This window comes from Micromonospora sp. NPDC049171, from assembly GCF_040648275.1.
Taxonomy (GTDB): Bacteria; Actinomycetota; Actinomycetes; order Mycobacteriales; family Micromonosporaceae; genus Micromonospora.
Genome location: NZ_JBEZDJ010000017.1, coordinates 112,243 through 137,519 on the forward strand (window position 1 = coordinate 112,243; position 25,277 = coordinate 137,519).

At 72.8% G+C, this 25,277-nt stretch carries 29 protein-coding genes; 18 read left to right on the plus strand and 11 right to left on the minus strand.

The features are described 5' to 3' along the window. The first annotated feature begins 125 nt into the window (after window positions 1-125). From AB0B14_RS21925 to AB0B14_RS21960, 8 genes are all read left to right on the plus strand, one after another. Window positions 126-893: a DUF5753 domain-containing protein gene (locus AB0B14_RS21925; protein ID WP_357523854.1), complete on the plus strand. Its 768-nt coding sequence runs from the start codon at window positions 126-128 to the stop codon at window positions 891-893. Next, the gene (locus AB0B14_RS21930; protein ID WP_357523856.1) at window positions 884-1,075 is read left to right on the plus strand and encodes a DUF397 domain-containing protein; all 192 of its coding nucleotides are present in this window, start codon (window positions 884-886) and stop codon (window positions 1,073-1,075) included. The genes AB0B14_RS21925 and AB0B14_RS21930 overlap by 10 nt, the downstream gene beginning before the upstream one ends. Window positions 1,076-1,295: 220 nt before the next feature. Next, window positions 1,296-1,811, plus strand: a complete 516-nt coding sequence (locus tag AB0B14_RS21935; RefSeq protein ID WP_357523858.1) for a DUF2087 domain-containing protein — start codon at window positions 1,296-1,298, stop codon at window positions 1,809-1,811. A 52-nt stretch (window positions 1,812-1,863) separates the two neighbouring features. Continuing rightward, on the plus strand, window positions 1,864-2,340 hold the full coding sequence (locus AB0B14_RS21940) for a MarR family transcriptional regulator (RefSeq protein WP_357067465.1): 477 nt from the start codon (window positions 1,864-1,866) through the stop codon (window positions 2,338-2,340). A 76-nt stretch (window positions 2,341-2,416) separates the two neighbouring features. After that, a complete protein-coding gene (locus tag AB0B14_RS21945; RefSeq protein WP_357523860.1) occupies window positions 2,417-2,830 on the plus strand; it encodes a DUF6069 family protein in 414 nt (137 codons plus the stop codon). 222 nt (window positions 2,831-3,052) lie between these two features. Beyond that, on the plus strand, window positions 3,053-3,541 hold the full coding sequence (locus tag AB0B14_RS21950) for a GNAT family N-acetyltransferase (protein WP_357523942.1): 489 nt from the start codon (window positions 3,053-3,055) through the stop codon (window positions 3,539-3,541). Window positions 3,542-3,643: 102 nt separating this feature from the next. Then, complete coding sequence (locus tag AB0B14_RS21955) at window positions 3,644-4,069, plus strand: Hsp20/alpha crystallin family protein (RefSeq protein ID WP_357523944.1); 426 nt, start codon at window positions 3,644-3,646, stop codon at window positions 4,067-4,069. Between the two features lie 67 nt (window positions 4,070-4,136). Further along, window positions 4,137-5,135 (plus strand): tyrosine-type recombinase/integrase, encoded by a 999-nt coding sequence (locus tag AB0B14_RS21960; RefSeq protein WP_357523862.1) that lies wholly within the window; start codon window positions 4,137-4,139, stop codon window positions 5,133-5,135. Window positions 5,136-5,166: 31 nt separating this feature from the next. Here the strand turns inward: AB0B14_RS21960 and AB0B14_RS21965 are convergent, their stop codons facing one another. Continuing rightward, complete coding sequence (locus AB0B14_RS21965) at window positions 5,167-5,574, minus strand: RidA family protein (protein WP_357067471.1); 408 nt, start codon at window positions 5,572-5,574, stop codon at window positions 5,167-5,169. 32 nt (window positions 5,575-5,606) lie between these two features. Further along, entirely contained in the window at window positions 5,607-5,972 is a 366-nt protein-coding gene (locus AB0B14_RS21970) for a VOC family protein (protein ID WP_357067473.1), read from the minus strand. 75 nt (window positions 5,973-6,047) lie between these two features. On the opposite strand from AB0B14_RS21970, the gene AB0B14_RS21975 reads away from it, so the two are divergent. Further along, entirely contained in the window at window positions 6,048-6,893 is an 846-nt protein-coding gene (locus tag AB0B14_RS21975) for an LLM class flavin-dependent oxidoreductase (protein ID WP_357523864.1), read from the plus strand. A gap of 13 nt (window positions 6,894-6,906) precedes the next feature. Here the strand turns inward: AB0B14_RS21975 and AB0B14_RS21980 are convergent, their stop codons facing one another. Further along, window positions 6,907-8,070, minus strand: a complete 1,164-nt coding sequence (locus tag AB0B14_RS21980) for a PQQ-binding-like beta-propeller repeat protein (protein WP_357523866.1) — start codon at window positions 8,068-8,070, stop codon at window positions 6,907-6,909. A 28-nt stretch (window positions 8,071-8,098) separates the two neighbouring features. After that, complete coding sequence (locus AB0B14_RS21985) at window positions 8,099-9,802, minus strand: acyl-CoA dehydrogenase family protein (protein WP_357523868.1); 1,704 nt, start codon at window positions 9,800-9,802, stop codon at window positions 8,099-8,101. A gap of 185 nt (window positions 9,803-9,987) precedes the next feature. Between AB0B14_RS21985 and AB0B14_RS21990 the strand changes: the two genes are divergently transcribed. Genes AB0B14_RS21990 through AB0B14_RS22000 form a run of 3 tightly spaced genes read left to right on the plus strand, consistent with a single transcriptional unit; the run spans window position 9,988 to window position 12,756 of the window. Continuing rightward, window positions 9,988-10,398 (plus strand): hypothetical protein, encoded by a 411-nt coding sequence (locus tag AB0B14_RS21990; protein ID WP_357523946.1) that lies wholly within the window; start codon window positions 9,988-9,990, stop codon window positions 10,396-10,398. Next, window positions 10,385-11,578 carry a low temperature requirement protein A gene (locus tag AB0B14_RS21995; protein ID WP_357067481.1) on the plus strand — a complete coding sequence of 398 codons (1,194 nt, stop codon included), beginning with the start codon at window positions 10,385-10,387 and terminating at the stop codon, window positions 11,576-11,578. The genes AB0B14_RS21990 and AB0B14_RS21995 overlap by 14 nt, the downstream gene beginning before the upstream one ends. Continuing rightward, window positions 11,575-12,756, plus strand: coding sequence for a low temperature requirement protein A (locus AB0B14_RS22000; protein ID WP_357523870.1), 1,182 nt, complete (start codon window positions 11,575-11,577; stop codon window positions 12,754-12,756). Before AB0B14_RS21995 ends, AB0B14_RS22000 begins: the two co-directional genes overlap by 4 nt. A 24-nt stretch (window positions 12,757-12,780) precedes the next feature. On the opposite strand, the gene AB0B14_RS22005 is transcribed toward AB0B14_RS22000, so the two are convergent. The 5 genes from AB0B14_RS22005 to AB0B14_RS22025 form a co-directional block, all read right to left on the minus strand. Continuing rightward, entirely contained in the window at window positions 12,781-13,389 is a 609-nt protein-coding gene (locus AB0B14_RS22005) for a thymidine kinase (RefSeq protein ID WP_357067885.1), read from the minus strand. A 164-nt stretch (window positions 13,390-13,553) separates the two neighbouring features. Beyond that, window positions 13,554-14,948, minus strand: a complete 1,395-nt coding sequence (locus tag AB0B14_RS22010) for an MFS transporter (protein WP_357067485.1) — start codon at window positions 14,946-14,948, stop codon at window positions 13,554-13,556. A 19-nt stretch (window positions 14,949-14,967) separates the two neighbouring features. Beyond that, the gene (locus tag AB0B14_RS22015; protein WP_357067487.1) at window positions 14,968-15,735 is read right to left on the minus strand and encodes a glycerophosphodiester phosphodiesterase; all 768 of its coding nucleotides are present in this window, start codon (window positions 15,733-15,735) and stop codon (window positions 14,968-14,970) included. 78 nt (window positions 15,736-15,813) lie between these two features. Next, the gene (locus AB0B14_RS22020; RefSeq protein WP_357523872.1) at window positions 15,814-16,788 is read right to left on the minus strand and encodes a hypothetical protein; all 975 of its coding nucleotides are present in this window, start codon (window positions 16,786-16,788) and stop codon (window positions 15,814-15,816) included. Window positions 16,789-17,106: 318 nt separating this feature from the next. Continuing rightward, window positions 17,107-17,877 (minus strand): lysophospholipid acyltransferase family protein, encoded by a 771-nt coding sequence (locus AB0B14_RS22025; RefSeq protein WP_357523948.1) that lies wholly within the window; start codon window positions 17,875-17,877, stop codon window positions 17,107-17,109. A 162-nt stretch (window positions 17,878-18,039) separates the two neighbouring features. Between AB0B14_RS22025 and AB0B14_RS22030 the strand changes: the two genes are divergently transcribed. The 5 genes from AB0B14_RS22030 to AB0B14_RS22050 all read left to right on the plus strand — a co-directional run bounded on the left by AB0B14_RS22030 (window position 18,040) and on the right by AB0B14_RS22050 (window position 23,430). Then, a complete protein-coding gene (locus AB0B14_RS22030; RefSeq protein WP_357523874.1) occupies window positions 18,040-19,452 on the plus strand; it encodes a cytochrome ubiquinol oxidase subunit I in 1,413 nt (470 codons plus the stop codon). A 14-nt stretch (window positions 19,453-19,466) separates the two neighbouring features. Then, window positions 19,467-20,465: a cytochrome d ubiquinol oxidase subunit II gene (gene cydB, locus AB0B14_RS22035; RefSeq protein WP_357523875.1), complete on the plus strand. Its 999-nt coding sequence runs from the start codon at window positions 19,467-19,469 to the stop codon at window positions 20,463-20,465. Between the two features lie 203 nt (window positions 20,466-20,668). Then, window positions 20,669-21,862 carry a GNAT family N-acetyltransferase gene (locus tag AB0B14_RS22040; RefSeq protein WP_357523877.1) on the plus strand — a complete coding sequence of 398 codons (1,194 nt, stop codon included), beginning with the start codon at window positions 20,669-20,671 and terminating at the stop codon, window positions 21,860-21,862. Between the two features lie 54 nt (window positions 21,863-21,916). Then, a complete protein-coding gene (locus AB0B14_RS22045) occupies window positions 21,917-22,501 on the plus strand; it encodes an RNA polymerase sigma factor (RefSeq protein ID WP_357067497.1) in 585 nt (194 codons plus the stop codon). Further along, window positions 22,498-23,430: a CU044_5270 family protein gene (locus AB0B14_RS22050; RefSeq protein WP_357067500.1), complete on the plus strand. Its 933-nt coding sequence runs from the start codon at window positions 22,498-22,500 to the stop codon at window positions 23,428-23,430. The genes AB0B14_RS22045 and AB0B14_RS22050 overlap by 4 nt, the downstream gene beginning before the upstream one ends. A 60-nt stretch (window positions 23,431-23,490) precedes the next feature. Here AB0B14_RS22050 and AB0B14_RS22055 read toward each other — a convergent pair whose 3' ends face one another. Beyond that, complete coding sequence (locus tag AB0B14_RS22055; RefSeq protein WP_357523879.1) at window positions 23,491-23,949, minus strand: MarR family winged helix-turn-helix transcriptional regulator; 459 nt, start codon at window positions 23,947-23,949, stop codon at window positions 23,491-23,493. Between the two features lie 97 nt (window positions 23,950-24,046). Here AB0B14_RS22055 and AB0B14_RS22060 point away from each other — a divergent pair, with 97 nt between their 5' ends. Continuing rightward, complete coding sequence (locus tag AB0B14_RS22060) at window positions 24,047-24,499, plus strand: MarR family transcriptional regulator (RefSeq protein ID WP_357067504.1); 453 nt, start codon at window positions 24,047-24,049, stop codon at window positions 24,497-24,499. A 6-nt stretch (window positions 24,500-24,505) separates the two neighbouring features. On the opposite strand, the gene AB0B14_RS22065 is transcribed toward AB0B14_RS22060, so the two are convergent. After that, window positions 24,506-25,195, minus strand: a complete 690-nt coding sequence (locus tag AB0B14_RS22065) for a hypothetical protein (RefSeq protein WP_357067506.1) — start codon at window positions 25,193-25,195, stop codon at window positions 24,506-24,508. Between the last annotated feature and the right edge of the window lie 82 nt (window positions 25,196-25,277).

Genomic DNA, 25,277 nt, shown 5'->3' on the forward strand with positions numbered 1-25,277 from the left:
TCCGTCGGGTTCGGAACCTCGCCGGTCGCACCGTCCACACACCACATTGCCCAGGGTTGTCGGACAATCACACAGCGTTGTGTAATCTCTTTCGGACGGCTGATCTGCCCCCAGGGAGGGACGGCATGAACCACGCATTTGTCGCTGCGCTCGCCGAGGCGGGGCACACCGCCGAGAGCCTCGCCGGTCGCATCGGTGTGCACCCGAAGACCGTCGCGAGATGGGCGAACCCCGGCTACATTCCACAGAGCCGGCACCGCTCCACCGTCGCGGAGTTGTTGGCGAAAGACACCGACGCGCTCTGGCCGGACGTCGTCCGTCGTCGCGAACCGGTGTGGTTCCGGCGGTGGGTCGACATCGAACGCGAGGCGGTGACGCTGCGGTCGTTCGAGCTGGCCTGGGTGCCCGGTCTGTTGCAGACCGAGGCGTACGCGCGGGCCACCCTGGCGGGTGGGGTGTTGAGACCGGACGCGGTAGTTGAGTTCGCCGAGGCGCGGATTGCTCGGCAGACGATCCTCACCCGCGACAGTGGGCCGCTGCTGATCGCCGTGTTGGACGAGGCGGTGCTGCGGCGGCGCGTCGGCGACGACCGCGCCCTGATGGCGGCGCAACTCACCCGCCTGCTCGGGCACGCCGAGACCGACAGCGTCCAGCTGCACATCGTCCCGGTGGACGCGCCCAGCTATCCCGGGCTGGACGGCCCGTTCACCATCGCCGACATGCCGGACGGGTCGCGGGTCGGGCACGTCGACGGCCCGGCCCAGGCGCAGATCCTCGACCAGGCATCGGAGCTTGTTAATCTGGAACGGCGGTGGGAGCGTATTCGTGGAGAGGCACTGCCCCGAGGGCGTTCCCTGGACCTTCTCAGAGAAGCGGCAGCATCATGGACATGAGCGGTGCGCGGTGGCGTAAGAGCACGAAGAGCGGCGGCAACGGCGGCAACTGTGTCGAGGTCGCCGACAATCTCCCGGGGGTGGTCCTCGTGCGTGACACGAAGGATCGTGACGGCGGCACGCTGACCTTCAGCCCGCAGGCGTGGGGTGGCTTCGTCGCCATGACCCGCGACGCCGGCTGACCGAGGACACCGCACGGAGGCTCCCGACGCTGGTCGGGGGCCTTTCGCGTGGACCGGCCGGAACCAGCGGACGCCGGCAGGGTTGGCCGGTTGCGGTTGTGGGGGTCGTCGTCCAGGTCAGGCGGCAATCGGCTGAGCCAGTTGTCGAGCAGCCGGAAACGCCTGGGCGGGCCGGAAAACGCCTGGCGGTCCGCGTACCGCTGATGCGAGGGTGACCGGCGTGACTGCGCATGCTCTGGCCGGGGCCCTGGCCGACGACGGACGGCGACGGATCTTCGCGGCGATCGTGCTGGGCGCGACAAGCGCGGCGCAGGTCGGCGAGCGGACCGGCCTGCCGGCGCGGGTCGTGCTCACCGGGGTCCGCCGGCTCGCCGACGCGGGTCTCGTCACCGACGTGGACGGTGCGCTCGCGGCCGACGAGGCGTCGTTGCGGGTTGCTGCCCGCGACAGCCGCCCGGCCGACGACACCGACCCGACCGCCGATCCGGTGCTGCGGACCTTCCTGCGCGGGGACGTCCTGGTGGGCCTGCCGGCGCAGCCGAAACGGCGGCGCGTCCTGCTCATCCACATCGCGCAGCGGTCGTTCGCGCCGGGCACCCGCTATCCGGAGCGGGCCGTCGACGAGGCGCTCAAGGTGTGGTGCGCGGCGGGCGGGTCGGACCACGCCACGCTGCGTCGATATCTCATCGACGAGCGGCTGCTCACCCGCGAGCACGGCATCTACCAGCGGGCCTGATCGTCCACGGCGCAAACCGTCTGGTCGCGGCGGATCTTGCTAGCCTCGGCGCATGACCTCCTGCACGCCCGCCGACGGCCCACCGGACCTGTTGTTCCTGCTCTCCTGGGCCAGTCACGCGTTGCAGACCGAGCACGCCGCGGGGCTGGCCGAGCTGGGCATCTCGCCGCGGGCGCACTACGTGCTGGCGCAGGCTCACACCGGTGAGCTGACCCAGCGGGAGATCGGCGAGCGGTGTGGCGTGGACAAGACCACGATGGTCGTCACGCTCGACCAGTTGGAGCGGGCCGGGCTGGCCGAGCGCCGTCCGGCGCCGACGGATCGACGGGCCCGGCTGGTCGTGGTGACGCCGGCGGGGGAGCAGGTCCTGCAACGGGCGCGGCAGGTGGTCCAGCGCATTCAGGACGACCTGCTCGCGACCCTGCCCGAGCAGGACCGGGAGGCGTTCCTGCGGGCCCTGCTGGCGTTGGTGGGCGGCCCGCTGGCCCATACCTCCCCGTACGCGCCGGGTGCCCGCTCCGGCTGTTAGTTCCGAGAAAGATAGTTCCGAACAAGACTATCTGCTACGGTCGTACTCGTTCGTTTCCCCTGAACGAGGAGCCGTCATGAGCGCTACCGCCGTCACGACCCCCACCACCTCGACCCTGCGCCGCCGTGCCCTCGGCGTCGCCGCCGCCGTGGTGGCCGCCCTGGCCATCTGGGCGATCGGCGCGCTGGCCGGCGTCGACTACACCGTCGAGAACCCGGGCCAACCCGCCATCGACATCGGGGCCGGCGCGATCCTCGTGGTCGCCCTGGGCGCCGCCCTGGTCGGCTGGGCGGCGTTGGCACTGCTGGAACGGTTCGCCCCACGGGTCGCCCGGCCGGTCTGGATCTCCCTCGCCGTGGTGGTGACGGTGGTGTCCCTCTTCCCCCTGTTCGGCGTCGAGGCCACCGGCGGCGCCAAGCTGACCCTCGGCGCGACGCACCTGGCCGTGGCGATCCCCCTGATCGCCCTGCTGCCCCGCCCTCGCCGCTGACGGCACCCGGCCCGCTGGATTGTCGCCGCCCACCCCAGCCCTCCGGGGCGACGGGGTGGGCGCAAACCGTGTGGTCGGGGCACCGCCACCCACGACCGGCAACTACTGCGAGACCTGTCCGACTGGCCGCGCCTGCGGATCGGCGAGTCGTCGACACCGGGCGCGCGAGCCCAGGCGGCCGGATAAAACCGTTGACCGGGCGGTCATGATCAGCAGGTGACGATGACCGCCCGGTCCGCCTGGGCAACCACCGCTGCCCGGCCCGACCACCCCGACGCCGTGCTGCTGTTGCACGAGTACATGACCGAGATGGTGGTTCGCTACCACCGTCGCCCGGCCCTGCCCGGCGAGGTCGAACGGGCTCTGGCCGAGCTGCCCAGCGACGACCTGACCGCCCCCACCGGGCTGCTCCTGCTCGCCCACCGCGGCGACGAGGTGGCTGGCTGCGCCGGGCTGCGCTGGCAGTCCGGCGCAGCCGAGCTGACCCGGGTGTTCATCCGACCCGCCCATCGGGGCACGGGTGGCGGCGCCGCGCTGCTGGCCGTCGTCGAGGAGCGGGCGGCGGCGGCCGGGGCGGACCGGATCCGGCTCGACACCCGCGCCGATCTGGTCGAGGCCCGCGCCCTGTACGCCCGGCACGGCTACGCCGAGATCCCGGCGTACTCGCACGGCCCCTACGCCGAGCACTGGTTCGAGAAGCGGTTGCGGTGAGCGGTTGACGCCGGTCGGCGGATGCGTTAAATAAGAAGAGGAAGTTGAGTCACCCCGGCTCAACTCATCACCTTCGGCCAGGAGAACCGAGGAGGCATGACCATGTTGATGCGTACCGACCCCTTCCGCGAGATCGACCGACTCGCCGAGCAGTTCTTCGGTACGGCAGCCCGCCCCGCGATGATGCACCTGGACGCCTACCGCGACGGCGACCACTTCTACGCGGCGTTCGACCTTCCCGGCGTCGACCCGGACACCATCGACTGCACCGTCGAGCGCAACGTGCTCACCGTCCGCGCCGAGCGTCGCCGGCCCGCCGGTGACGGCGTCGAGCTGGTCGCCGCCGAACGCCCGATGGGCACCTTCACCCGGCAGCTCTTCCTGGGCGACACCCTGGACACCGACAAGCTGGAAGCTGGCTACGAGCACGGGGTGCTGACGTTGCGCATCCCGGTCGCCGAGCGCGCCAAGCCGCGCCGCGTGACCATCAGCTCCAACGGCGACGGGCGCCGGCAGATCAACGCCTGATCACGGTGACGGGTGGGTTCGGCGCGCCTGCGCGCTGATCCCACCCGAGGCTGAGAGCCTTTTTCACATGGTGATCTCCGACGCTCCGGCGCTGATCCGCCCGTCCGCGCCGCCCGCGCTGCCGAGCGGACCAATCGAGGTCACCGAGGCGTGGCTGCGTAACCGGCGGCTGTCCGAGCACACCCGCGACGCCTACCGCCGCGACGTCACCGGCTGGCTGCGCTGGTGCGCCAGCCGCGACCTGGACCCGCTGCGGGTCACGTTCCTGCACGTCAACGAGTACGCCCGGGCGCTGGAGTCCACCATCGGCGCCCGCAGCGGCCGGCCGCTGACCCCGGCCACCGTGGCCCGTCGGCTCTCCGCGCTGTCCAGCTGGTACGACTTCCTCGTCAAGCTCGGCGGCGTGGCGGCCAACCCGGTCTCCGGAGTCGACCGGCCCCGCGTCGACCGGGACCACTCCGCGACCATCGGGCTCACCCCGGAGGAGGTGGACGCGCTGCTCGGCGCCGCCGACGCCGACACCGGCCCGACCGCCGCGCGCAACCGGGCCGCGCTCGCGCTCCTGGCCGACCTGGGCCTGCGGGTCGGGGAGCTGATCTCGCTGGACCTGACCGACCTCGGCACCGAACGCGGACACCGCAGCGTGCGCTTCGTCGGCAAGGGCGGCAAGCAACGCCGCCGCGCCCTCACCCCCGGCACCGGGTACGCGGTGGACGCCTACCTGGCCCAGCGGGCCGCCGCCACCGGCGTGCCGGTGCCACAGCTGACCGGCCCACTGCTGGTCACCGCCAGCGGCGCCCGACTGGACCGGCACTCGGTGTTCCGGATGGTCCGCCGGCTCGCCCGCGCCGCCGGCATCCCGGCCTGGGCGAAGCTGTCCCCGCACTCGCTGCGACACGCCTTCGCCACCACCGCCCGCTCCGAGGGCGTGCCGCTGGAAGACGTGCAGGACGCGATGGGCCACGCCGACCCGCGCACCACCCGCCGCTACGACCGCGACCGACACAACCTCGACCGCGACCCGGCGTACGCGGTGTGGGCGGCCCGTTCCCGTCGCCGGGCCTGACCGCCGCACGCCCGACGGTGGGGCTGCGCGGTCAGTCGAGAACCGCTGTGGCTTCGACCTCGACGAGCAGATCGGGCTCGCCCAGAGCAGTGACACCCAGCAGCGTGATGGGCTTGACCGGGTCGACTCCCAGCTTCGCGGCAGCCCGGGCGACACCTTCGCCCAACAGCGGCATCTTGTCGGCAGACCAGTCGACGACGTAGATGGTCAGCTTCGCCACGTCGGCGAAGGACCCGCCGATCTCGGCCAGGGCGGTGCCGATGTTGAGATAGCACTGCTCCACCTGGGCGGCGAAGTCTCCCTCGCCGACCTTGCGCCCGTCGGCGTCGCGGGCCACCTGACCAGCGAGGAAGACCAGCTTGGACCCGGTCGCGATCGACAACTGACGGTAGACGTCCGGTTTCGGCAACCCATCGGGGTTGACGAGAGTGATGGCCATCCTGGCTCCTTCGGTGGTTGCGCCGAGCCGTCTCAGCTCTGGGGGCGGGGGCAGATGCAGAACGGCTGCCCGATCGGGTCGAGCAGCACCACCCACTTGTCGCCGCCGGGCTGGAAATCCGGCTTGGACGCGCCCGCCGCGACGAACCTGTCCTCCGCCGCCGCGAGGTCGTCGACGTAGAGATCGAGGTGGTAGCGCTTGTCGCCGTCGGGCCAGGCCGGCGGCTGGTAGCCCTCGACCAGACCGAAGCCGATGGAGACGGCCCCGGAGCTGATCATCGCGTACTCGGCGTTGCTGTGGGTGACTTCCCAACCGAGCGCCTCGTGATAGAACGCGGCGTGGCCGGCGGGGTCGGAACTGTCGAGGTTGACCATGGCGAGGTCGGCAGAAGTCGTCACGTCGGCAGTATGTCCCCGGGGTCCGACAGGAGCGCTCCCCCGACACCCGTCGTACCCCACTCGTACGGTCGACCGATGAGACATGGCCTGGAAATCTCCTGCGGCGGCGGCTCCCTCGCGGTGTCCACCCTGGTCGAGCTGGGGGAGGTCGCCGAGCGCGCCGGGTGGGACGGCGTGTTCCTGGAGGACTATCTGATCCACTACTCCGGCGACGAGCCGTCCACCTACGACCCGTGGCTGGTGCTCGCCGCGATCGCCGGGCGCACCGCCCGGGTGCGCCTGGGCACCACCGTCACCGCGCTACCCCGGCGTCGGCCGGCGAAGCTGGCGCGGGAGGTCCTCACCCTCGACCATCTCAGCGCCGGCCGCGCCACCGTCGCGGTCGGCGTCGGTGACCCCGCCGACCGGGGGCTGACCGCGTTCGGCGAGCAGACCGACGCGTCCGTGCGCGCCGCGATGCTCGACGAGGGTCTCGACCTGCTGACCGGGCTGCTCGGCGGCGAGCGGGTCAGCCATCAGGGCACCCACTACCGCGCCGACGGGGTGGCACTGCGACCCCCGCCGGTGCAGTCGCCCCGGGTGCCGGTCTGGGTCGGCGGCAGCCTCCAGGCCGGGGCGGTGCGCCGCCGCGCGGCCCGCGCCGACGGCATCGTGCCGTACAAGCTCACCGACACCGACGGGTGGTCCGACCTCACCCCCGACGAAGTCCGCGAGTTGGTCAAGGCGTTGCCACCCACCCGCGCCGACGGCCAGCCGTTCGACGTGGCGATCGGCGGCCGGCGGCGACGACCCGACGAACGCGCCGAACGGGCGTACCTCGACGAGCTCGCGGCGGCCGGTGCGACCTGGTGGCTGGAGTTCGTCCCGGCGGGCGACCCGGAGACGATGCGCGCCGCCGTCGCGCGAGGACCGCTGCGCTGACCGTGGTGGTCGGTCAGCGGGCGCCGAGCGGCCAGACCGTCACCCGGTCGGTGCCGTCGCGGCAGATGAGCCCCGCGCCGACCCGCCGGCAGTCGGTCAGCCCCGCCGGGAGCACCGCGGTCACCCGGTGACCGTCGCGGCCCACCGTCGCGACCAGGACACGCCGGCCGTCCGCCGCCAGTCCCACCAGCACCAATGGCTCGATGTCGGGCCGTGCGCCCGCCACCGTGCGCCAGCGCGTCCCGGCCGGCCACGTCCAGCGCCGTTCCCCGGTGCCGGCGTCGATCGCCCAGCGGCCCCGCTCGTCCTGCCCGCAGAGCAGACCCTGGCAGGGCCGCAGGGTCAGCTCACCCGGCTCGACCGGCAACCGCCACCGCTGCGCCAGGCCGGGCAGGTCGTAGCCGGTCAGCGCCGGCCCACTGCCGCTCGGGTGGCGCAGCACCAGGTGCTCGCCCACGACCTGGGGGTTGTCCGGGCCGTAGTCGGCCGGCGGAAGCTGTCCCCGCCCCCGTTCCGTGCCGTCGCGGGCGTCGAGTAGCCGGGCCAGCCCGTCGTCCTGCACCAGCAGCAACCGCCCGGGCAGCGCCCGCAGCACCGCCGTGGAGGGCACCGGAACCGACCAGCGGGTCGCGCCGGTCGCCGGATCGACACCGTGCACCGTGCCCTCGACCCGCCGTCCCGGCTCGGAGGCACTGCGCACCTCGCGCACCGCGACCGGCGCGTCTCCGGCCGCGTACACCCGCTCGCGTCGCCCCCACATGAGCTGGCCGGTCCGCATCGACCGCGCGGTGGTCATCCTCGCCCCGCGCGTCTGGTCGCGTTCGACAAGCAGCAGCAGCTCGCCGGCGGCCTCGGCGAACCACCCGGCGGCGGACGGCACGGTGACCCGCCACCGGGGCGGGCCGTTCGGCGCGGCCGAGTCGTAGGCGCTCAGCGTCGGCGGGTTCGTGCCGGGGTCGACGACAAGCAGCAGCGGCCCCGCGCCGAGCACTGTCGCCCCGGCGGGCACCGCCGGCCCGACCTGGGGCGTCAGGTACGCGGGCCCGGTCGCGCCGCCGAGCAGGGCGCACGCCACCAGCAGCAGCGCCACCCGCCAACGGCGCGACACCGGCGGCGGCGGCCCGGGCTCGTCCAGGGGTGCGCCCCGGTCGTCACCCAGCTCGATCAGCACCGACATGGCTCCTGCCCGCGCTCGCCTCGGCCGCTCAGCAGAGCAGCTCCAGGTGGTGGTGGGCGTCCTCGGCGATCTCCTCGTGCCGCAGCCAGCGTCGCGCCCACAGCCGGGCCGCCAACTCCGCCCGCTCGTCACCCCACGCGGCGTGCTCGACGAGCAGCGCGGTGGTCAGCGCGTACGCCAGGCGCAGCGCCAGACCACGGGCACCGGCCTGCACCGCCGCGGCGCTCGGATCGGCGGTGACCGCGGCGATGGTGTCGCCCAACTCCGAGGCGGCGGCGGCCAGGGTGTCGGCAAGCGCCGGCGACAGCGGTCGGGCCAGGTCGACGGCGGCGGCGAGCCGGCTCAGCACCGGTGCCCCGGCGTCCTCCCGGGTCAACGCCCGCAGCACGTCCAGGGCCAGCACGTTCGTGGTGCCCTCCCAGATCGGCAGGACCTGCGCGTCGCGCAGCAGCCGGGGCACGCCGGTGTCCTGCACGTAACCGGCCCCGCCGAAACTCTCCAGGTACTCGCTGGCGGAGCTGACGGCGAGCCGGCCGGTGGCCAGCTTCGCCAGCGGCGCCACGATGCGCAGCTCCGCCGTGGCCTCCGGGTCGGCGCCCACCTCGACCCGCCCGAGCAGCGCGAACGCGTGCCCGGCGAGGGCGAACGCGCCCGCCGCGTCGACCGCGAGGGTGCCCAGGGTGGCCCGGTGCAGCGGCGAGGACGCCAGCGGCCCACCGGCGACGTGCCGCACCTCGGCGTACGCGCGGGCGTAGTCCAGCCCGCGGCGCATCCCACCGGCCGCCGCGGCGGCGTTGTGCACCCGGGTCACCACGACCAGGGTCATCGCCCGCACCAGGCCGGGCACCGCCGGATCACCCAGCGGAAGCGCGTACGCGTCGTGCAGACCGATCTCGGCGGTGGGCAGCGCACGGGTGCCGAGCTTGTCCTTGAGGCGGTGCACGGTGACACCCGACGCGGGCGCGCCCGGCGCCTCGCCGATGCTCAACGGCGAGTCGGCCGCGTAGCGGGGGACCAGGAACGGTGCGAGCACCCGGCTGCCCCGCCCGGCGCCCTCCGGCCGGGCCAGCGCCACCGCCATCGCCGCGTCAGCGGCGGAACAGAACCACTTCTCCCCGGTCAGCCGCCAGGACCCGTCCGCCGCGGGTCGGCCGATGGTGCTGGAACGGCCCAGGTCGGAGCCGCCCTGCGACTCGGTCATCCACTGCCCACTGGTGATCGCGGTGGCCGGGTCCGTGGAGATCAGCCGGGGCAGCCACGCGTCGCGGACCCCGGCGTCCACGTCGGGCGTGCTGAGCAGCGCCGCCGCCCCGTCGGCCATCGCCACCGGGCAGGAGAACGTCGCCGACTCCGGCCCGTACAGGTGCAGCAGGGCGTGCTGCACGACCCGCGCGGCGGCACCCCAGGTGCCGCGCGCGTCCGGCAGGTAGGGCAGCGCGACCACGGCGTGTCGGGCGGCGGCGGCGCGCTGCGCCTGCCAGCCGGCGGAGGTGTCGATCCGGTCGATCCGCGCGCCCCACGGGTCGTAGCGGACCAGCGTCGGCGGGTGCGCCTCCGCGTCGGCGTGCGCCGCGCGCAGCGGCCCGGCGACGTCGGCGGCCAGGTCGGCGAGGCGGCCCTTCGCGGTGGCGTGCCCGGCCGGGCCCAGGTGGCGCTCCAGCCAGGACCGCAGCAGGCCGTCACCGGCGTACGGGTCGACGGGAGGTGGTGGCGGCTGCACGAAGCGGCTCATCGATCGGCTCCTGGCACTGCTCGGGGGTGTGCGCCGACCGTAGACGATCCGTGGCCGGTCCGAACAGGGCAGTCACCTGTCGCTGATTTCCGACTTGTCACACTTCAGCACGATCACGTTCTCTACGGTCGGTAGTCGTGGGTGCCGGCCAGTCGTGGAGCCGACCGGCCCGGCGCAACCGCCCGATGCGCACCGGGCTCGCGTTCGCCGGGTTCGGTGTGGCGCTGTGCTGCGTCGGGGTGGCCGGGCTGGCCGCCTGGAACCTCCAGACCGTCCGGCAGGCCGCCGGCCCGATCCGGGAAACCGCCGACGACTTCCTCAGCGAGGTGGCGCTCGGCGACAGCGACCGCGCGTACGAGCGGCTCTGCGCCGACGCCCGCAGCCGGTGGAGCGCGATCGGCTTCACCAGTTGGGTGCGGACACCGCCGATGGTCACCGACTACGAGATCACCGACGTGTCGGTGGCCACCCGCAGCGGACGCCCGCACGGGACGGTGACGGTGAAGGTAACCCGCGACGGCGGGCGCAGCGAGGAACGCCGCCTACCGGTGGTCCGCGAGGGCGGGGACTGGCGGGTGTGCGGTGACCCCTTCTGAGTCACCGGCCACCACCCCGGTACGTCCGCAGTTGTTGCGCCCGCGCGAAGGAGTGCAACCGACCACCTCGACGGAGCTCTTCTTCGACCTGGTCTTCATCTTCACCATCACCCAGTTGTCGCACTACCTGATCGCCCACCCGGATTGGCGGGGCGCCGCGCGTACCGCGCTGTTGTTGGCCCTGGTCTGGTTCGTCTGGGTTTACACCACCTGGCTGACCAACTGGTTGCAACCGGATCAGGGGCCGGTGCGGGTCCTGCTGATCGGCGTGGCGCTGGGCAGCCTGTCGTTGTCGGCGGCGATCCCACAGGCGTTCGCCGGGACCGGCCTGCTCTTCGCGGTGATCTACGTTGTCGTGCAGATGGGCCGCACCGTGTTCGCGTTGTGGGCGGTGCGGGGCACCCCGTGGTTGGTCGCCGGGTTCCAACAGTCGCTGCCGTGGATCACCGGGACATCGGTGCTCGTGGTGCTCGGCGGCCTGGCCGCCGGGGTTGCCCGGGAGGCGTTGTGGGCGGCGGTGATCGTGATCGAGGTCGTCGGCCTACTGATCGGTTACCCGCTGCCGGGGCGGGGTCGCAGCCGCCCCGAACGGTGGATGGTGGAGGGTGGGCACCTGGCCGAACGGTGCGCGGCGTTCGTCCTGATCGCGTTGGGTGAGTCGATCCTGGTCACCGGCAGCACCCTCACGTCGCACGTGGACCTGGAGACGTCGGGGGCGTTCCTGCTGGCGTTCGCCGGTTCGGTGGCGCTGTGGTGGGTGTACTTCGCCCGGTCGGCCCCGGCCGCGACCGAGGTCATCGCGGGGGCGGGCGAGCGCACCGGCGCGTTGAGCCGGGTCGCGTTCAACTACCTGCACCCGGTGATCGTCGCCGGCGTGATCGTCGTGTCCGCCGGCGACGAGTCGCTGCTACGCGAGCCCGACGCGCCCGCCACCACTGTCGCCGCACTGTTCGTCCTGGGCGGGCCGGCGTTGTTCCTGGCCGGGCACGGCGCGTACCAGGCGCTGCTGTGGCGACACCTGCCGACCAGCCGGATCACGGCGGTGCTGGTGCTGCTCGCGCTGATGCCGGCCGGTGTGGGGCTGGGCCTGCCCGTCGCGGTGTGTGCCGCGCTGGCGGTGGCGGTGACCGTCGCCGTCATCGTGGCCGACCGGTCCCGGGTGAAGCGGGGTGCGCGGTGACCCGCTCCGAGCCGCTGCACCCGGATCTGCTGCGCCCGCGTCGGGGCGTGGAGCGGACCACCTCCACCGAGCTGTTCTTCGACCTGGTCTACGTCTTCACCATCACCCAGTTGTCGCACTACCTGAGCAACGACCTCGGCTGGTCGGGCGCCGGCCGGACCGCCGTCCTGCTGGGCCTGGTCTGGTTGGTCTGGATCTACACCGTGTGGGCGGGCAACTGGCTGCACCCGGACCGGGCGCCGGTGCGAGCCGTCCTGCTGCTGGTGACGCTGGGCAGTCTGCTGCTCGCGGCGGCGCTGCCCGGCGCGTTCGGCGATCACGGGCTGCTCTTCGCCGGGGCGTACGCGGCGGTGCAGGTGGGGCGGACGGTCTTCGCCATGTGGGCCATCCGCGGACAACCCTGGCTCGGCGACAGCTTCCGCCAGTGCGTCGTCTGGATCGCCGGTACCGGCACGCTCGCGGTCATCGGCGGGCTTGTCGACACCCCGGCCCGGGAGGTGATCTGGATCGCGGTGATCGTCGTCGACTCGATCGGGCTGGCGACCGGGTTTCCGGTGCCCGGGTTGGGGCGCAGCACCCCGGAGCACTGGGAGGTGGAGGGCGGGCACCTGGCCGAACGCTGCCAGGCGTTCATCCTCATCGCGCTGGGTGAGTCGATCCTGATCACCGGAAGAACGCTGACGCAGCGGCTGGACCGAATGACGATCGCCGCGTTCCTGCTCGCCTTCGCGGGCTCGGTGGCCCTGTGGTGGGTGTACTTCGACCGGGCGCAGGCCGTCACGGCGGCGTTGGCCGGTGCCGGGCAGCGCGCCGGTGGGCTCTCGCGGCTGGTGTTCAACTATCTGCACCCGGTCATGGTGGCCGGCATCGTCGTCACCGCGGTCGGCGACGAGCGGCTGCTCAACGCTCCCGGTGAACCGGTCGAGTGGGCGACCGCGCTGGTCATGCTGGGCGGTCCGGCGCTGTTCCTGACCGGGCACGGCGCGTACCAGTTGGTGCTGCGCGCCGACGGGGCGGTGGCCCGGTTCGCGGCGGCGGCGCTGCTGCTCGCCCTGTCGCCGGCGGCGGTCGCGCTGCGGTCCCCGGTCGCGGTGGCCGCCGCTGCGGCGCTGCTGGTCACGGTCGGGGTGATCGTGGCCGACCAGGTCTCGTCGCGGCGGGCGGCTCAGTCGGGGTGATCGGGTGTCGGCGCGGCGGGTGGCTCAGTCGCGGGGACCGAGGTCGCCGCTGCGGTAGTGCCGGCGGCACAGCACCTGGTAGCGCACCTCGGCCGTGTCCACGGTGTCGCCGATGACGACCTGGGCGCCCTCGCGGACCACCCGCCCGTCGACCACGCGGGCGTTGAGCAACCCCTCCCGGCCGCACCAGCAGAGCACCTCGACCTGGATGCGGGCCACCTCGTCGGCCAGCTCGAACAGCCGTTGCGCGGCGGGGAACAGCTGCGAGCGGAAGTCGGTGGCCAGGCCGAACGCGAACACGTCCACGTCGAAGCTGTCGACCAGCTCGGCCATCTGCTCGACGTGCTCGACGGTGTAGAAGCACGCCTCGTCGCAGATCAGGTAGTCGACGCGTACCCCGTCGGCCCACCGCCCGCGCACCAGGGCCCGCAGGTCCAGGTCGTCGGTGACCTCGATGGCCTCGTGGGCCAGGCCGATGCGGGTGGTGACCTGCGGCCCCAGCGACCTGTCGATGCGGGTGGTGACCAGCCCACGGCGGCCCTGCCGGGCGTGGTTGTAGTTCATCTGCAACGCCATCGTCGACTTGCCGCAGTCCATCGGCCCCCAGAAGAACTTCAACGCCGCGGCGTGCACCGGCCGCCCGTCGAGCCCGCGCGCGGCCGCGCACCCGGCCGGTGCGTGCGGCTGGCCGGGGAACGGGTGAGCCAGGCAGGTCGGAGCGGTGGCGGCGTCGTCTGTCACGGTCGGGCAGCCTAGCCGATCGGCCGAGGCTGATCTGTCGGGCGCGGGACGCGTGCTCAGAGCACCCGCGGTGGCGTGTTGCCCGCGGCGACGATGGCACGGCGGATCGGCACGGCGGCCAGGAGCAGGAAACCGACCACGAAGAAGATCAGCAGTGAGACCAGGCCCACCCGGTAGGAGGCGGTGAGTTGGAACACCAGGCCGAAGGCGAGCGGGCCGAGCCAACTGGTGCCCTTGTCGCTGATCTCGTAGAAGCCGTAGTACTCGCCCTCCTTGCCGACCGGGATGAGCTGGCTGAACAGCGACCGGCTCAACGCCTGGCTACCGCCGAGGACCAGGCCGATGCCCGCGCCGAGGATCATGAACGGCACCGGCGCCTCGGCGGGCAGCCGGAACGCGGCGATGATCACACCGGTCCAGAGCACCAGGCTGAGCAGCACGGTCTTCCACGCGCCGATGCGCCTGGCCAACGCGCCGAGGCTCAGCGCGCCACCGAAGGCGAGGAACTGCACCAACAGGATCGTGATGATCAGGGTGCTCTGCTCCAGGCGCAGCTCCTCGGTGCCGTACTGACTGGCCAGGGTGATGACGGTCTGGATGCCGTCGTTGTAGACCAGGAAGGCGAGCAGGAAGAACAACGTCAACGGGTACGCCTTGATCTCCCGCATGGTCCGACCGAGCTGCCGGAACCCGTCGGTGACCACGTTGCCGCCGCCACCGGCCAGGGCCGCCGCGCTGGGGTGCTCGCGCATCCAGCGCAGCGGCACCAGCGTGAACACCGCCCACCACACCCCGGCGGACACGATCGACCAGCGGGCCAGGTCCAGGGTGCGTTGCGGGTTGTCCCCCTCGTCGAGCAGGGTGATCGCGACGAGGTTGAGCGCCAGCAGCAGACCACCGCCCAGATAGCCGATCGCCCAGCCGCGGCTGGAGATGCCGTCGCGTTCGTCGGGGCCGCCGAGCTGCGGCAGGAACGAGTGGTAGACCACGACCGCCGCGCCGAAGGAGATGTTGGCGACCAGGAACAACGCCCCACCGAGCAGGTAGCGGTCGCCGGTGACGAAGGCCATCGCGATGGTCGCGCCGGCACCGGTGAACGCGGCCCCGCCGAGCAGCCGCTTCTTGTGCGCCGACCGGTCGGCGATCGCCCCGATGACCGGCAGCACGAACACGGTGAGGAACACCGACAGCGAGATCAGGTACGGGTAGTAGGACCCGGCGGCGATGGTGATGCCCAGCGGGTGCACGGACCCGTCGCAGGTGTCCGCGCCCAACTCGCAGCCGGCGGCCAGCTCGGCGACGGTGGTCAGGAACGGGCCGAGGAACACGGTGATCACCGTGGTCTGGAACGCGGAGTTGGCCCAGTCGTAGATGTACCAGCCCCGACGCTCGCGGCGGGTGCTCGACGCGGGCGGGGTGTCGTCCACCGTGGGGGTCACGGTCTCGGCCATCCGGGGGTCCTTCGACGGATCAGGCGGCCCAGTGGCCGCGGCTGCGGTAGACGTCGCGCAGCACGCCGACGTGATCGGTCATGATGCCATCCACGCCACGATCCAGTAAGTCGTGCATCTGGGCGGGTTCGTCGATCGTCCAGACGTGCACCTGAAGGCCGAGTCGGTGGCAGTAGTCGAGGAACCGGCGGTCCACCACCGGCACCCGCCCGTAGCGCGGTGGCACCTGCGCGGCGACCACCGACGGGGGCAGCCGCAGCGGCCGCCCGTGCAGCGACGCGAGCCGCAGCCGGGCGACCCCGCGCATGCCGAGGCTGGTCGCCACCCGCCCCTGCGTGAGCGCGCGTAGCCGGGTCAGCCGGGCGTCGCTGAACGACGCGAGCAACACCCGGTCGCCGGCGCCGGCCCGGGTCACCGTCGCGACCGCCGGCTCGACGCCGCCGTCGGCCTTCACGTCGATGTTGAAGCGGACCTGCGGCCAGGCGCCCAGCACCTCGTCGAGCCGGGGTACGACGGCGGCGCCGCCGACGCGTACCGAGGCGAGGTCGGCCCAGTTCAGCTCGGCGATGCGCCCCGCCTCGCCGGTGACCCGTCGCAACGTCGGGTCGTGGAAGACCACCGCCACGCCGTCCGCGGTGGCGTGCACGTCGGTCTCCACGTACCGGTAGCCCAGCCCGATGGCGCGGGCGAACGCCTCGGTGGTGTTCTCGTCTCCCTCGGCGGCACCGCCACGGTGAGCGAACGCCAGCGGCGCGGGCGCGTCCAGGTAGCCGAATCGGGTCAACACGCGACGCAGTATGCCCCCGGTTGGTGGCCGGGGGGTGACGGGCCGGCGTCTGTCGCCCGTGCGCGCCGCCGCCCGGGGTCAGGCCAGCTTCTCGGCGGTCGCCCGGTGCGCGGCGACCAGCAGCAGCACGACCAGCAGCATCGCCCCGGCGAGCGCGCCGAGGTGGTTCTGTGCCGCCAGTGTCAACGGGGGCTCCGGCGAAGGGAACGAGGACGCGACCGCGTAGGTGAAGATCGCCTTCCACGATCCCCAGGCGAACAGCCCTCCGGACGCCACCCAGGTCAGCAGCATGGGTGTCCGGAGGCCCGCGCCGGCGCGCCGGCGCAGGACAGCCCACGTTCCCCCGGCGGCGATCAGGGCCCAGAGTCCGCTGTTGCCGGTCCAGATGTACCACTGGGCATCACGGTGGTCGAGGGCCGCCTGGTCGAGTCCGACGCTGCCGCCCAGCGACCAGTAGATCTGCGGTAGCCCGAGTGCGACGCTCACGGCCGCCGCCAGGTTGGCCACGGTGCGTTGCACCGCCCAGGTCGTGCCTTCCACGGCCGACCTCGCGGGTGTCGGGTCGGTGAAGGCCTGCGGCCAGCGTTGCCAGACGTAGAGGGGAACGGCGACGGCCACCCCGAGGCCGAATCCGGCGAAGGACACCGACAGCAGAGCGATCTCCCAGGCGGGCACGACCGCGTCGGCCGCGGTGTCACCTCCGCTGTCGGTCAGTGCCAGCACCGGCAGGATCGGGATCATCGGTACGAGGAACCCGGTGCCAACCCACGCCGGCAGGAGGATCAGCCAACCCGGGATCCGCATGCCCCACCGTTGCCCCAGCGCCAGGCCGAGCAGGATGGCGGCTGCGGCCATCGCGACAGTCAGTCCGTTGACCGCCGTCCAGTTCAGCCTGCTCCAGGCGCCGTCGTGCAGGCCGTCGCCACGGAGACCGTCAAGCGTCCAGACGATCTTGACGATGAGGTACGGCGTCATCGCGAGAGCGGCTCCGTACCCGGCGAAGCGTCGTAGCGTCGTCCACCGCTCTCCCGCGCCGTTGGTCTCCGCCGTCATGACCGACCTCCCTGGTGAACGCGCGCGGGCGGTTCCGCGACGTGCTGGCACCTTCTCGCCTGCGTGCCTGCCTGCCTGCGTGCCTGCGTGGCCGGCACCGAAGAAGCGGGCCGCGGTATCTTGCCGAACCGATCGGGTCGATCGTCGACGGTTCGTGGGCGTCACGGATCCCCCGACCACGGGAGATACCTCCTGTGCGTGGGGGAGGGCGGTGCGGCCCGTGATCCACTCGGCTTCCGGAAAGGCGGGGTGTCCGGGGCGCGGGTATGCCCCGGTTTTCCGGAAGCCGAGTCGATCATCGGCGCCTGCCGCGGTCGGCTAGCTCGACCGGCGGTGCGCCCGGCTGAGGTCGGTCGGGCGGCCGGGGTCGACGTGCCGGGGCCGGTCCGGCTCGTCGGGGCGCAGCGGGGTGAGGGCGTCGGTGAGCGCGTCGATGATCCGGTCGGTGGCCCGGCGGGCGGCGCCGGGGGTGTCGGTGTTCGTCTCGCCCAGGTCGACGGGAGCGCCGAAGTGCACCCGGATCACCGGGCGGCGCCACAGTGCGCGGGCGATGCCGCGCAGCATTCCGCGCGGCGCCCGGTAGGGCAGCACCTCGTGGGCGCCCCACTGGGCGATCGGCACGACCGGAGCGCCGCAGGCCAGGGCGAGTCGGGCCGCGCCGGTCTTGCCGCGTTCGGGCCACATGCCGGGGTCCAGGCCGATGCGCCCCTCGGGGTAGATGAGGATCACCGATCCCCGGGCGACGGCGCTGGCGGCGTCGTCGAGTGCCCGGTGCACGGCGCTGGTGCCCCGGTCGACGCGGATGTGCCCGGCGTGGCGCATGGCGGCACCGAACACCGGCACGCGGAACAGCCCGGCGGTCGCCATGATCCGGGGGGCGATGCCGCGGGTCTGGCAGGCGGCGGCCATGACGAGGGGGTCGAACGGGCTGATGTGGTTGGCGGCCAGCACCAGCGGGCCGCGGCGCAGGTGCGCCGGGACGTCGCCGGTGACCTCGAGGCGAGCCAGCAGGCCGACCAGGCCCCGCACCAGCAGGAGGGCGGCGCGCCAGATCAGCGGCGGCTGCCAGGGGGAGTGTGCGGTGTCCATCAGCGCGCCATCGTCGCACGCGGCGGTGTGGTCGCGAGCGCGGGTCGGGGTGATCAGGGTCATTGGTCCCGGGTCGGTTCGGGTCGCCCGGCCCTGCCGAATCCGCTACGACGAGCAGTAGTATTTACTACGTCTCGTAGTACGAATGGGTGGGGGTTTCGAGTGGACGCGTTGGACGTTGCCCGCTGGCAGTTCGGTGTCACCACCGTCTACCACTTTCTCTTCGTGCCACTGACCATCGGCCTGTCCGTGCTGGTCGCCATCCTGCAGACGATGTGGCACCGCACCGGCAACGAGCGCTACCTGAAACTCACCAAGTTCTACGGCAAGCTGTTCCTGATCAACTTCGCGATGGGCGTGGTCACCGGCATCGTGCAGGAATTCCAGTTCGGCATGAACTGGAGCGACTACTCCCGCTTCGTCGGCGACATCTTCGGCGCGCCCCTGGCCATCGAGGCGCTCGTCGCGTTCTTCCTCGAATCCACCTTCATCGGCCTGTGGATCTTCGGATGGGACCGGCTGCCCAAGCGCGCCCACCTGGCCAGCATCTGGGCCGCCGCGATCGGCACGAACCTGTCCGCGTACTTCATCCTCGCCGCGAACTCGTTCATGCAGAACCCGGTCGGCTACCGGATCAACCCCGACAGCGGGCGCGCCGAGCTGACCGACTTCCCGGCCGTGCTGACCAACAAGGTCGCCCTGATCACCTTCCCGCACACCCTGGCCGGCTCGTTCCTGGTCGCCGGGTCGCTGGTCGTCTCCGTCGGCCTGTGGCACCTGATCCGCAACCGCGACTCGGCCGACACCGGCGCGTACCGCTTCGCCACCAAGTTCGGCTCCTGGGTGGTCCTGGTCGCCTCCGCCGCCGTGCTGTTCACCGGCGACATCCAAGGCAAGATCATGACGGACGTGCAGCCGATGAAGATGGCCGCCGCCGAGGGCCTCTACACCACCGAGAGCCCCGCCTCGTTCTCCGTGCTCACCATCGGCAGCCTCGACGGCAGCCGCGAGGTGTTCGCCCTCAAGATCCCGTACCTGCTGTCGTACCTGGGCACCGGCGACCCGCACGGCACCGTGCACGGCATCAACGACCTGCAGGCCCAGTACGCCACCCAGTACGGGGCGGGCAGCTACACCCCGATCATCCCGGTCACCTACTGGAGCTTCCGCTTCATGATCGCCTTCGGGATGGCCGCCGGCGCCATCGCCCTGCTGGTCCTGTGGAGCCAGCGCAGGGGCCGCACCCCCAGCAGCAGGTGGCTGCTGCGCGCCGGGCTGGCGATGCCGGTGCTGCCGCTGCTGGCCAACTCCTTCGGCTGGATCTTCACCGAGATGGGCCGCCAGCCGTGGATCGTCTTCGGCGAGATGCTCACCCGCAACGGAGTGTCGCGCAGCGTCTCGCTGGCCGAGGTGCTCACCTCGTTCACCGCCTTCACGCTGATCTACGCCACCCTCGCCGTGATCGAGGTCAAGCTGCTGCTGCGCTACGCCAAGGCCGGCGTACCGGACGTCACCGAACAACCCCCCACCGACGACACCGACGACGCCGAGCGCCCGCTCGCCTTCGCCTACTGATCCCGGAGCCCATCGTGGACCTGACCACCATCTGGTTTCTCCTCGTCGCCGTGCTGTTCACCGGGTACTTCATCCTGGAGGGCTTCGACTTCGGCGTCGGCATGCTGCTGCCCGTCCTGGGCCGCGACGACCGGGAACGCCGCGTTCTGATCAACACCATCGGCCCGGTCTGGGACGGCAACGAGGTCTGGCTGATCACCGCCGGCGGCGCCATGTTCGCCGCGTTCCCGGAGTGGTACGCCACCCTGTTCTCCGGCTTCTACCTGCCGCTGCTGTTGATCCTGCTGGCCCTGATCGCCCGCGGCGTCGCCTTCGAGTACCGGCACAAGCGCCCCGAGGCGTCCTGGAAGCGCCGCTGGGACACCGCGATCGTGGTGGGCTCGGTGGTGCCGGCGATCCTGTGGGGCGTCGCCTTCGCCAACATCCTGCGCGGTGTGCCGCTGGACGCCGACCACGAGTACGTCGGCGGCCTGCTGGACCTGCTCAACCCGTACGCCCTGCTGGGCGGCGCGACCACGCTCGCGCTGTTCGCGACCCACGGCGCGGTGTTCCTCGCCCTGAAGACCACCGACGACATCCGCGAGCGCGCGGGCGCCCTCGCCGTGCGCCTGGGCGTCGGCGCCGCCGTGCTCACGGTCGCCTTCCTGACCTGGACGCTGAGCATCCGCTCCAGCACCGCCGCCGTCGTGCTCGCCGTCGCCGCGGCCCTCGCCCTGCTCGGTGGGCTCGCCGCCGCCCGGGTACGCCGGGAGGGCTGGGCGTTCACCGGCACCGCCGTGGCGATCGGCCTGGCCGTGGCGACCCTGTTCGCGGCGCTGTTCCCGAACGTGCTGCCCTCCACCCTGGACGCGGCCGGCACGCTCACGGCCACCAACGCCGCCTCCACCCCGTACACCCTGAAGATCATGACCTGGGTCGCGGTGATCTTCACTCCGGTCGTGCTCGGCTACCAGGCCTGGACGTACTGGGTGTTCCGCAAGCGCATCGGCGTGGCCAACATCCCCCAGCACTGAGCGGATCAGGCCGGCGCACGATCGCGCCCGTGCCGACCCCGTCGATCATGGAATTGTGGTGCCCGGCCTGGGCCGGTTCGGGCCCTTTGTCACCCACCACAACTCCTTGATCGACGGCAGAGGGCGGCGGAGGGCGGCGGAGGGCGGGGCGGGGGCGGGGGAATCGGCGGTCGGCTCCGATCCGCCCCCGCTAGGGTGTGCCGATGCCCGAGCCTGTGCACGTTCGTGAACTCGCCACCGACGACCTCGACGCCGCCTGGGAGTTGGGACGGTTCGCGTTCGGCTCCGACCCGCAGCCCCCCGCGCACGCCACCGTCACGCCTGCCGGCATGACCCGCTACGGCGCGTTCGACGACAGCGGTCGGCTCGTCGGCAAGGCCGTCGACCTGCACCACGACCAGTGGTGGTCGGGCCGGGCGGTGCCCGCCGCCGACGTCGCCGGGGTGGCGGTCGCCCCCGAGGCCCGGGGCCGGGGCATGGGCCGTGCCCTGCTCACCGCTCTGCTGCGCGGGGCCCGCGAGCGTCAGGCGGCGGTCAGCGCCCTCTACCCGACCATCGCCGCCCCGTACCGGGCGTGTGGGTGGGAAGCCGGCGGTGTACTGCGTACCGTCGATCTGGCCACCGCCGCGCTGCCCCGGCATCGGCCGTCGCCGGATCTGGCGGTGCGGGCCGGCACGACGGCCGACCTGCCCGCCGTCGCCGGCCTGTACGAGCGAGTCGCGCGGCACCGCAACGGCATGCTGACCCGTCGGGGTGAGCTGTTCGACTTCTTCGCCGCCGACCGGGGCCTGCCCGGCGACGGTCTCACCCTGGTCGAGGACGACGGCCACCTGGTCGGGTACGCCACCTGGCAGCGCGGCCGCGGCTACGGCGCCGACTCGGTGCTCACCGTGGACGAGGCCCTGGCCGTCACCGCCGAGGCCGCCCGGGAGCTCGTCGGGGTGCTCGGCAGTTGGGCCAGCGTCGCACCGACGCTGCGGCTGTGCCCGCTCGACGGCGACGCGGTCAGCCCGCACCTGCCGCTGGAGTCGGCCCGCGACCACGAGCGCGACCTGTGGATGCACCGACCGGTCGACGTCGCCCGCGCCGTGAGCGCACGGGGGTGGCCCGCCCATGCCCGGGGCGTGGTCGACTTCGGCCTCACCGACGCGCTCGCCGACTGGAACACCGGCACCTGGCGGTTGACAGTCGCCGACGGCGCCGCCGAGCTGACCCGGGTCGGCGGCGAGGTCGACCTGCGACTGGACGTCTGCGGTTTCGCCCTGCTCTACACCGGGGCGGCCCTCGCCCGCTCGGTGGCACAGGCCGGGCTGCTGCACCACAGCCCGGGTGTCGACCCGGCCGCGCTCGACCTGCTGGGCGCCGGGGGTCCGGCGCAGTTGCTCGACTACTTCTGACCGGCGGCCGATGATTGATCGGGAACTCGCCAGCGGCAGCGGACAGATACAGGTGTGACAGCCGAGATGCGGGCCCGGATCCGGGCCGGAGACTCCGACGCGTTGGGTGAGCTCTTCGACGAGCACGCCGACGCGGTTCATCGACATGCGCTGTGGAGCGGGAGCGATCCGGCGCACGCCGAGGACGTGGTGTCGCTGACCTTCCTGGAGGCGTGGCGGATCCGCGAGTCCCTGCGCCCGGACGGGGACAGTCTGCGGCCGTGGCTGCTGGGGATCGCGACAAACGTGCTGCGCAACCGCCGCCGGGCGGCGCGCCGACACCGGGAGGCGTTGCGGCGGTTGCCGGTGCGCGACACCGTCCCGGACTTCGCCGACGCCGTGGTCGACCGGATGCACGACGCCGAGCAGGTGGCTGCCGCCCTGGCCGGGCTGCGGGCGCTGCGCCGCGCGGACCGGGAGGTGTTCCTGCTCTGTGTGTGGTCGCAACTGGACTACGCGGCGGCGGCCGAGGCGCTGGGCGTACCCGTCGGGACCGTGCGCTCCCGGCTGTCGCGGGCCCGCGTCCGACTGCGCGCGCTGGCGCAGCAGGAACTGGCCGGCACCCCGATGACCCCCGTCGAGCAGGGAGAGTACCGATGACAGAGCCGTCCGCTCCGCCCGTGCCGGCTCTGCCGGCGGTGCGCCGACAGGCGCTGCGGCATCATCTGCTGACCGAGGTCCGGCGGCCGTCGCGGCGGCCCCGACGGGTACGGGTGCTCGTGCCGGTGTCGGCGGCGTTGGCCGTCGCGATCACGACCGGGATGATCACCCAGCCGTGGGCACCGGACAGCGCGCCACTCGTCGTCCCGGTCGCGCAGGGCGAACGCCTCGGCGCGACGCTGCTGCTCAACCGGATGGCCGCGGCCGCCGCCGCGAAGCCGGTGCCACCGGCGGGCACGGGCCGCTACGTCTACATCAGGAGCCGGGGGGCCTTCGCCGAACTCGGCGACGGCCCGGCGCGGCTGCGACAGGTGCACGAGCGGGAGATCTGGATCCCCCGCGACGAGCGGGGTGAGGGCCTGCTGCGGCAGCCGTTCTTCGACGCGCCGATCGTCGGCGTGATTCCTGAGCGCGAGACGCTCACCGACGTGACACCGAACGCCGCGCTGGTCGACCTGCCCGAGGACCCGGACGCCCTGCTGGCGAAGCTGTACGCCGAGCGCGCGCAGCGGGGCCCGGGCACCAGCCGCGACGGTGCGGCGTTCACCGCGATCGGCGACATCCTGCGCGAGTCGCTGGTGCCGCCGCGCACGAGCGCCGCGCTCTACCGGGCCGCGGCGAAGATCCCCGGGGTCGAGATGGTGCGCGGAGCCACCGACGCGGCCGGACGGCGGGGGATAGCCGTCGCGCACACCGAACGCAGCCGCCGCGACGAGTGGATCTTCGATGAGCAGACGTTCGACTACCTCGGTGAGCGCAGCTATCTCGTGGCGGACACCGCCGACGGGCCGGCCGGGACGGTGTTGGGCACGACCGCGGTGCTGCAACGGGCCGTGGTGTCGCAGCTCGGGCAGCGCCCGGCGCGGTAGGTGACCAGGCGGCCGGCACCCAACGCGCTGGGTGCCGGCCGCCTGACTGCCGGCGTCCGGTCAGACGGGGATCGCCGCCAGCTCGGCGTTCGCGCGGTGGGTGACGAGGGTGAGCACCCGGGCTGCCGTGCTGGCCTCGTCGGTGGGGATGTCCGCGTACAGCCGGGCACTGAGGTCCGCGACGGCGGCGACGACGCCGCGCTGGGCGGCGTGACCGGTGTCGGTGAGCGCCACCAACGGCTCCTCGCCGGCCGGGGAGGAGGGGCGCTCGACCGTTGCCAGGCCGGCGTCGACGAGGTGGGCGATCAGCTGGTGCACGGTCGGCTCGTCGACCTTGAGGGTGCTGGTGACCCGCTGCGTGAGGTGTGCGGCCTCGACCGGGCCCTGGGCGAGGGCGTTGAGGGCGACCAGTTGGGTGAACGTGACGCCCAGGGGTGCGGTGGCCCGTTCGAGCAGGGCGCGGGTGGCGTAGTGGGCTTGGCCGATGACCTGCCCGTTGAGGGTGGGGACGGTGGACATGACGCCTCCTTCGAAACGTTGGTCGAGCCAACGTTGGTCGCGCCAACGTAACACTCGATTGTGGGTCGCGCCAACGATTGCTGGTAGGCTGCACCCCATGGACCACGCGGCCCCGCAGTCACCCGCCGGGCTGCGCACCACCCCGACCTGGCTGCTCAACCAGACCGCCACCCACGCCGGCCGGCTCATCAGCGAGGCCTTCGCCGCGCACGACCTGCGCGGCTACCACTACCGGCTGCTCGCCACCCTCGCCGAGGACGGGCCGGCCAGCCAGGCCGACCTCGGCCGCCGCTGCGGCATCGACCGCAGCGACGTCGTCGCGGCCGTCAACGACCTGGCCGGCCGAGGGCTCGTCGTGCGTGCCCCCGACCCGGCCGACCGCCGCCGCAACATCATCAGCAGCACCGAAGCCGGCGCCGCCGAGGCCCGCCGGCTGGGCGACACCCTCGACCGCGTCCAACACGACCTGCTCGCCCCACTGTCCACCACCGAGCGTGCCCAACTGACCCGACTGCTCACTCGGCTACTGGAGCACCACAGCCGGCCCTGACCCGCCTCAGCGGGCCTCGCGCAGCTCCGCCAGCCGGGCCTCGATCTCGGCCAGCTCGGCGCGCAGCTTCTCCGCCTGCTGCTCCGCCTCGGCCCGCTCGGTGCCGAGGATCTGCTCCACCGCCTCCTGCACCCCGGGCACGTCCACCAGCGCCACCATCTTCAACGCCTCCGCCGGCTTCACCACGTACGGCTTCGCGAGAGCCTTGCTGCCCTGCTGCGCCGCGACGGTCCACTCACCGTCGGCGTACGCCAACGTCACCGTCAGCCCCGCCGGACCCTTCGGCTTGACGGCCTTGACCGCCCGCCGCGCCGGCGGCTTCTCCGTCTGCTCCACCTTCGGCTCCTCCTGTCGCTGCGCGGGCACCCGCGGCGTGTCCAACACGAACTCCGGCGCGGGCGGCGTCACGGGCGCCTCCTGCGGCTCCGGCTCCGGCTTCGCCTCCACCACCCGACGACCCGCACCCTTGGGCGCCACCGCCAGGTCGGCGGGGGAGAACGGCAACTCGTCGCGACCGAAGCGCACCACCACGAACTCGTCAGACACCTCCGGGTCGGTCAGCTCGACCACCTGACCAACCTGACCGGCGATCTGCCCCGCCGCCGCGGTGAACACCACCCGCGGCTTGCGCCCGGCCGCCAACGCCTCCCGGATGCTCTGCACCTCGCTAGTGGACAAACCCTGGCCGGCATCCATCACAACCCTCTTCCGTACACCTGTTTGATTGCTGTCTTGATACCAGCCGGCTGCGACACCCGCCGCACGGGGCTCACCGCCG

Coding starts and splice junctions, on each gene's coding strand:
- AB0B14_RS21925 (WP_357523854.1), top strand. CDS start 126: ATGAACCACGCATTTGTCGCTGCGCTCGCCGAGGCGGGGCACACCGCC.
- AB0B14_RS21930 (WP_357523856.1), top strand. CDS start 884: ATGGACATGAGCGGTGCGCGGTGGCGTAAGAGCACGAAGAGCGGCGGC.
- AB0B14_RS21940 (WP_357067465.1), top strand. CDS start 1,864: ATGACCTCCTGCACGCCCGCCGACGGCCCACCGGACCTGTTGTTCCTG.
- AB0B14_RS21945 (WP_357523860.1), top strand. CDS start 2,417: ATGAGCGCTACCGCCGTCACGACCCCCACCACCTCGACCCTGCGCCGC.
- AB0B14_RS21950 (WP_357523942.1), top strand. CDS start 3,053: ATGACCGCCCGGTCCGCCTGGGCAACCACCGCTGCCCGGCCCGACCAC.
- AB0B14_RS21955 (WP_357523944.1), top strand. CDS start 3,644: ATGTTGATGCGTACCGACCCCTTCCGCGAGATCGACCGACTCGCCGAG.
- AB0B14_RS21960 (WP_357523862.1), top strand. CDS start 4,137: ATGGTGATCTCCGACGCTCCGGCGCTGATCCGCCCGTCCGCGCCGCCC.
- AB0B14_RS21965 (WP_357067471.1), bottom strand. CDS start 5,574: ATGGCCATCACTCTCGTCAACCCCGATGGGTTGCCGAAACCGGACGTC.
- AB0B14_RS21975 (WP_357523864.1), top strand. CDS start 6,048: ATGAGACATGGCCTGGAAATCTCCTGCGGCGGCGGCTCCCTCGCGGTG.
- AB0B14_RS21980 (WP_357523866.1), bottom strand. CDS start 8,070: ATGTCGGTGCTGATCGAGCTGGGTGACGACCGGGGCGCACCCCTGGAC.
- AB0B14_RS21985 (WP_357523868.1), bottom strand. CDS start 9,802: ATGAGCCGCTTCGTGCAGCCGCCACCACCTCCCGTCGACCCGTACGCC.
- AB0B14_RS21990 (WP_357523946.1), top strand. CDS start 9,988: ATGCGCACCGGGCTCGCGTTCGCCGGGTTCGGTGTGGCGCTGTGCTGC.
- AB0B14_RS22010 (WP_357067485.1), bottom strand. CDS start 14,948: ATGGCCGAGACCGTGACCCCCACGGTGGACGACACCCCGCCCGCGTCG.
- AB0B14_RS22020 (WP_357523872.1), bottom strand. CDS start 16,788: ATGACGGCGGAGACCAACGGCGCGGGAGAGCGGTGGACGACGCTACGA.
- AB0B14_RS22025 (WP_357523948.1), bottom strand. CDS start 17,877: ATGGACACCGCACACTCCCCCTGGCAGCCGCCGCTGATCTGGCGCGCC.
- AB0B14_RS22040 (WP_357523877.1), top strand. CDS start 20,669: ATGCCCGAGCCTGTGCACGTTCGTGAACTCGCCACCGACGACCTCGAC.
- AB0B14_RS22050 (WP_357067500.1), top strand. CDS start 22,498: ATGACAGAGCCGTCCGCTCCGCCCGTGCCGGCTCTGCCGGCGGTGCGC.
- AB0B14_RS22055 (WP_357523879.1), bottom strand. CDS start 23,949: ATGTCCACCGTCCCCACCCTCAACGGGCAGGTCATCGGCCAAGCCCAC.
- AB0B14_RS22060 (WP_357067504.1), top strand. CDS start 24,047: ATGGACCACGCGGCCCCGCAGTCACCCGCCGGGCTGCGCACCACCCCG.
- AB0B14_RS22065 (WP_357067506.1), bottom strand. CDS start 25,195: ATGGATGCCGGCCAGGGTTTGTCCACTAGCGAGGTGCAGAGCATCCGG.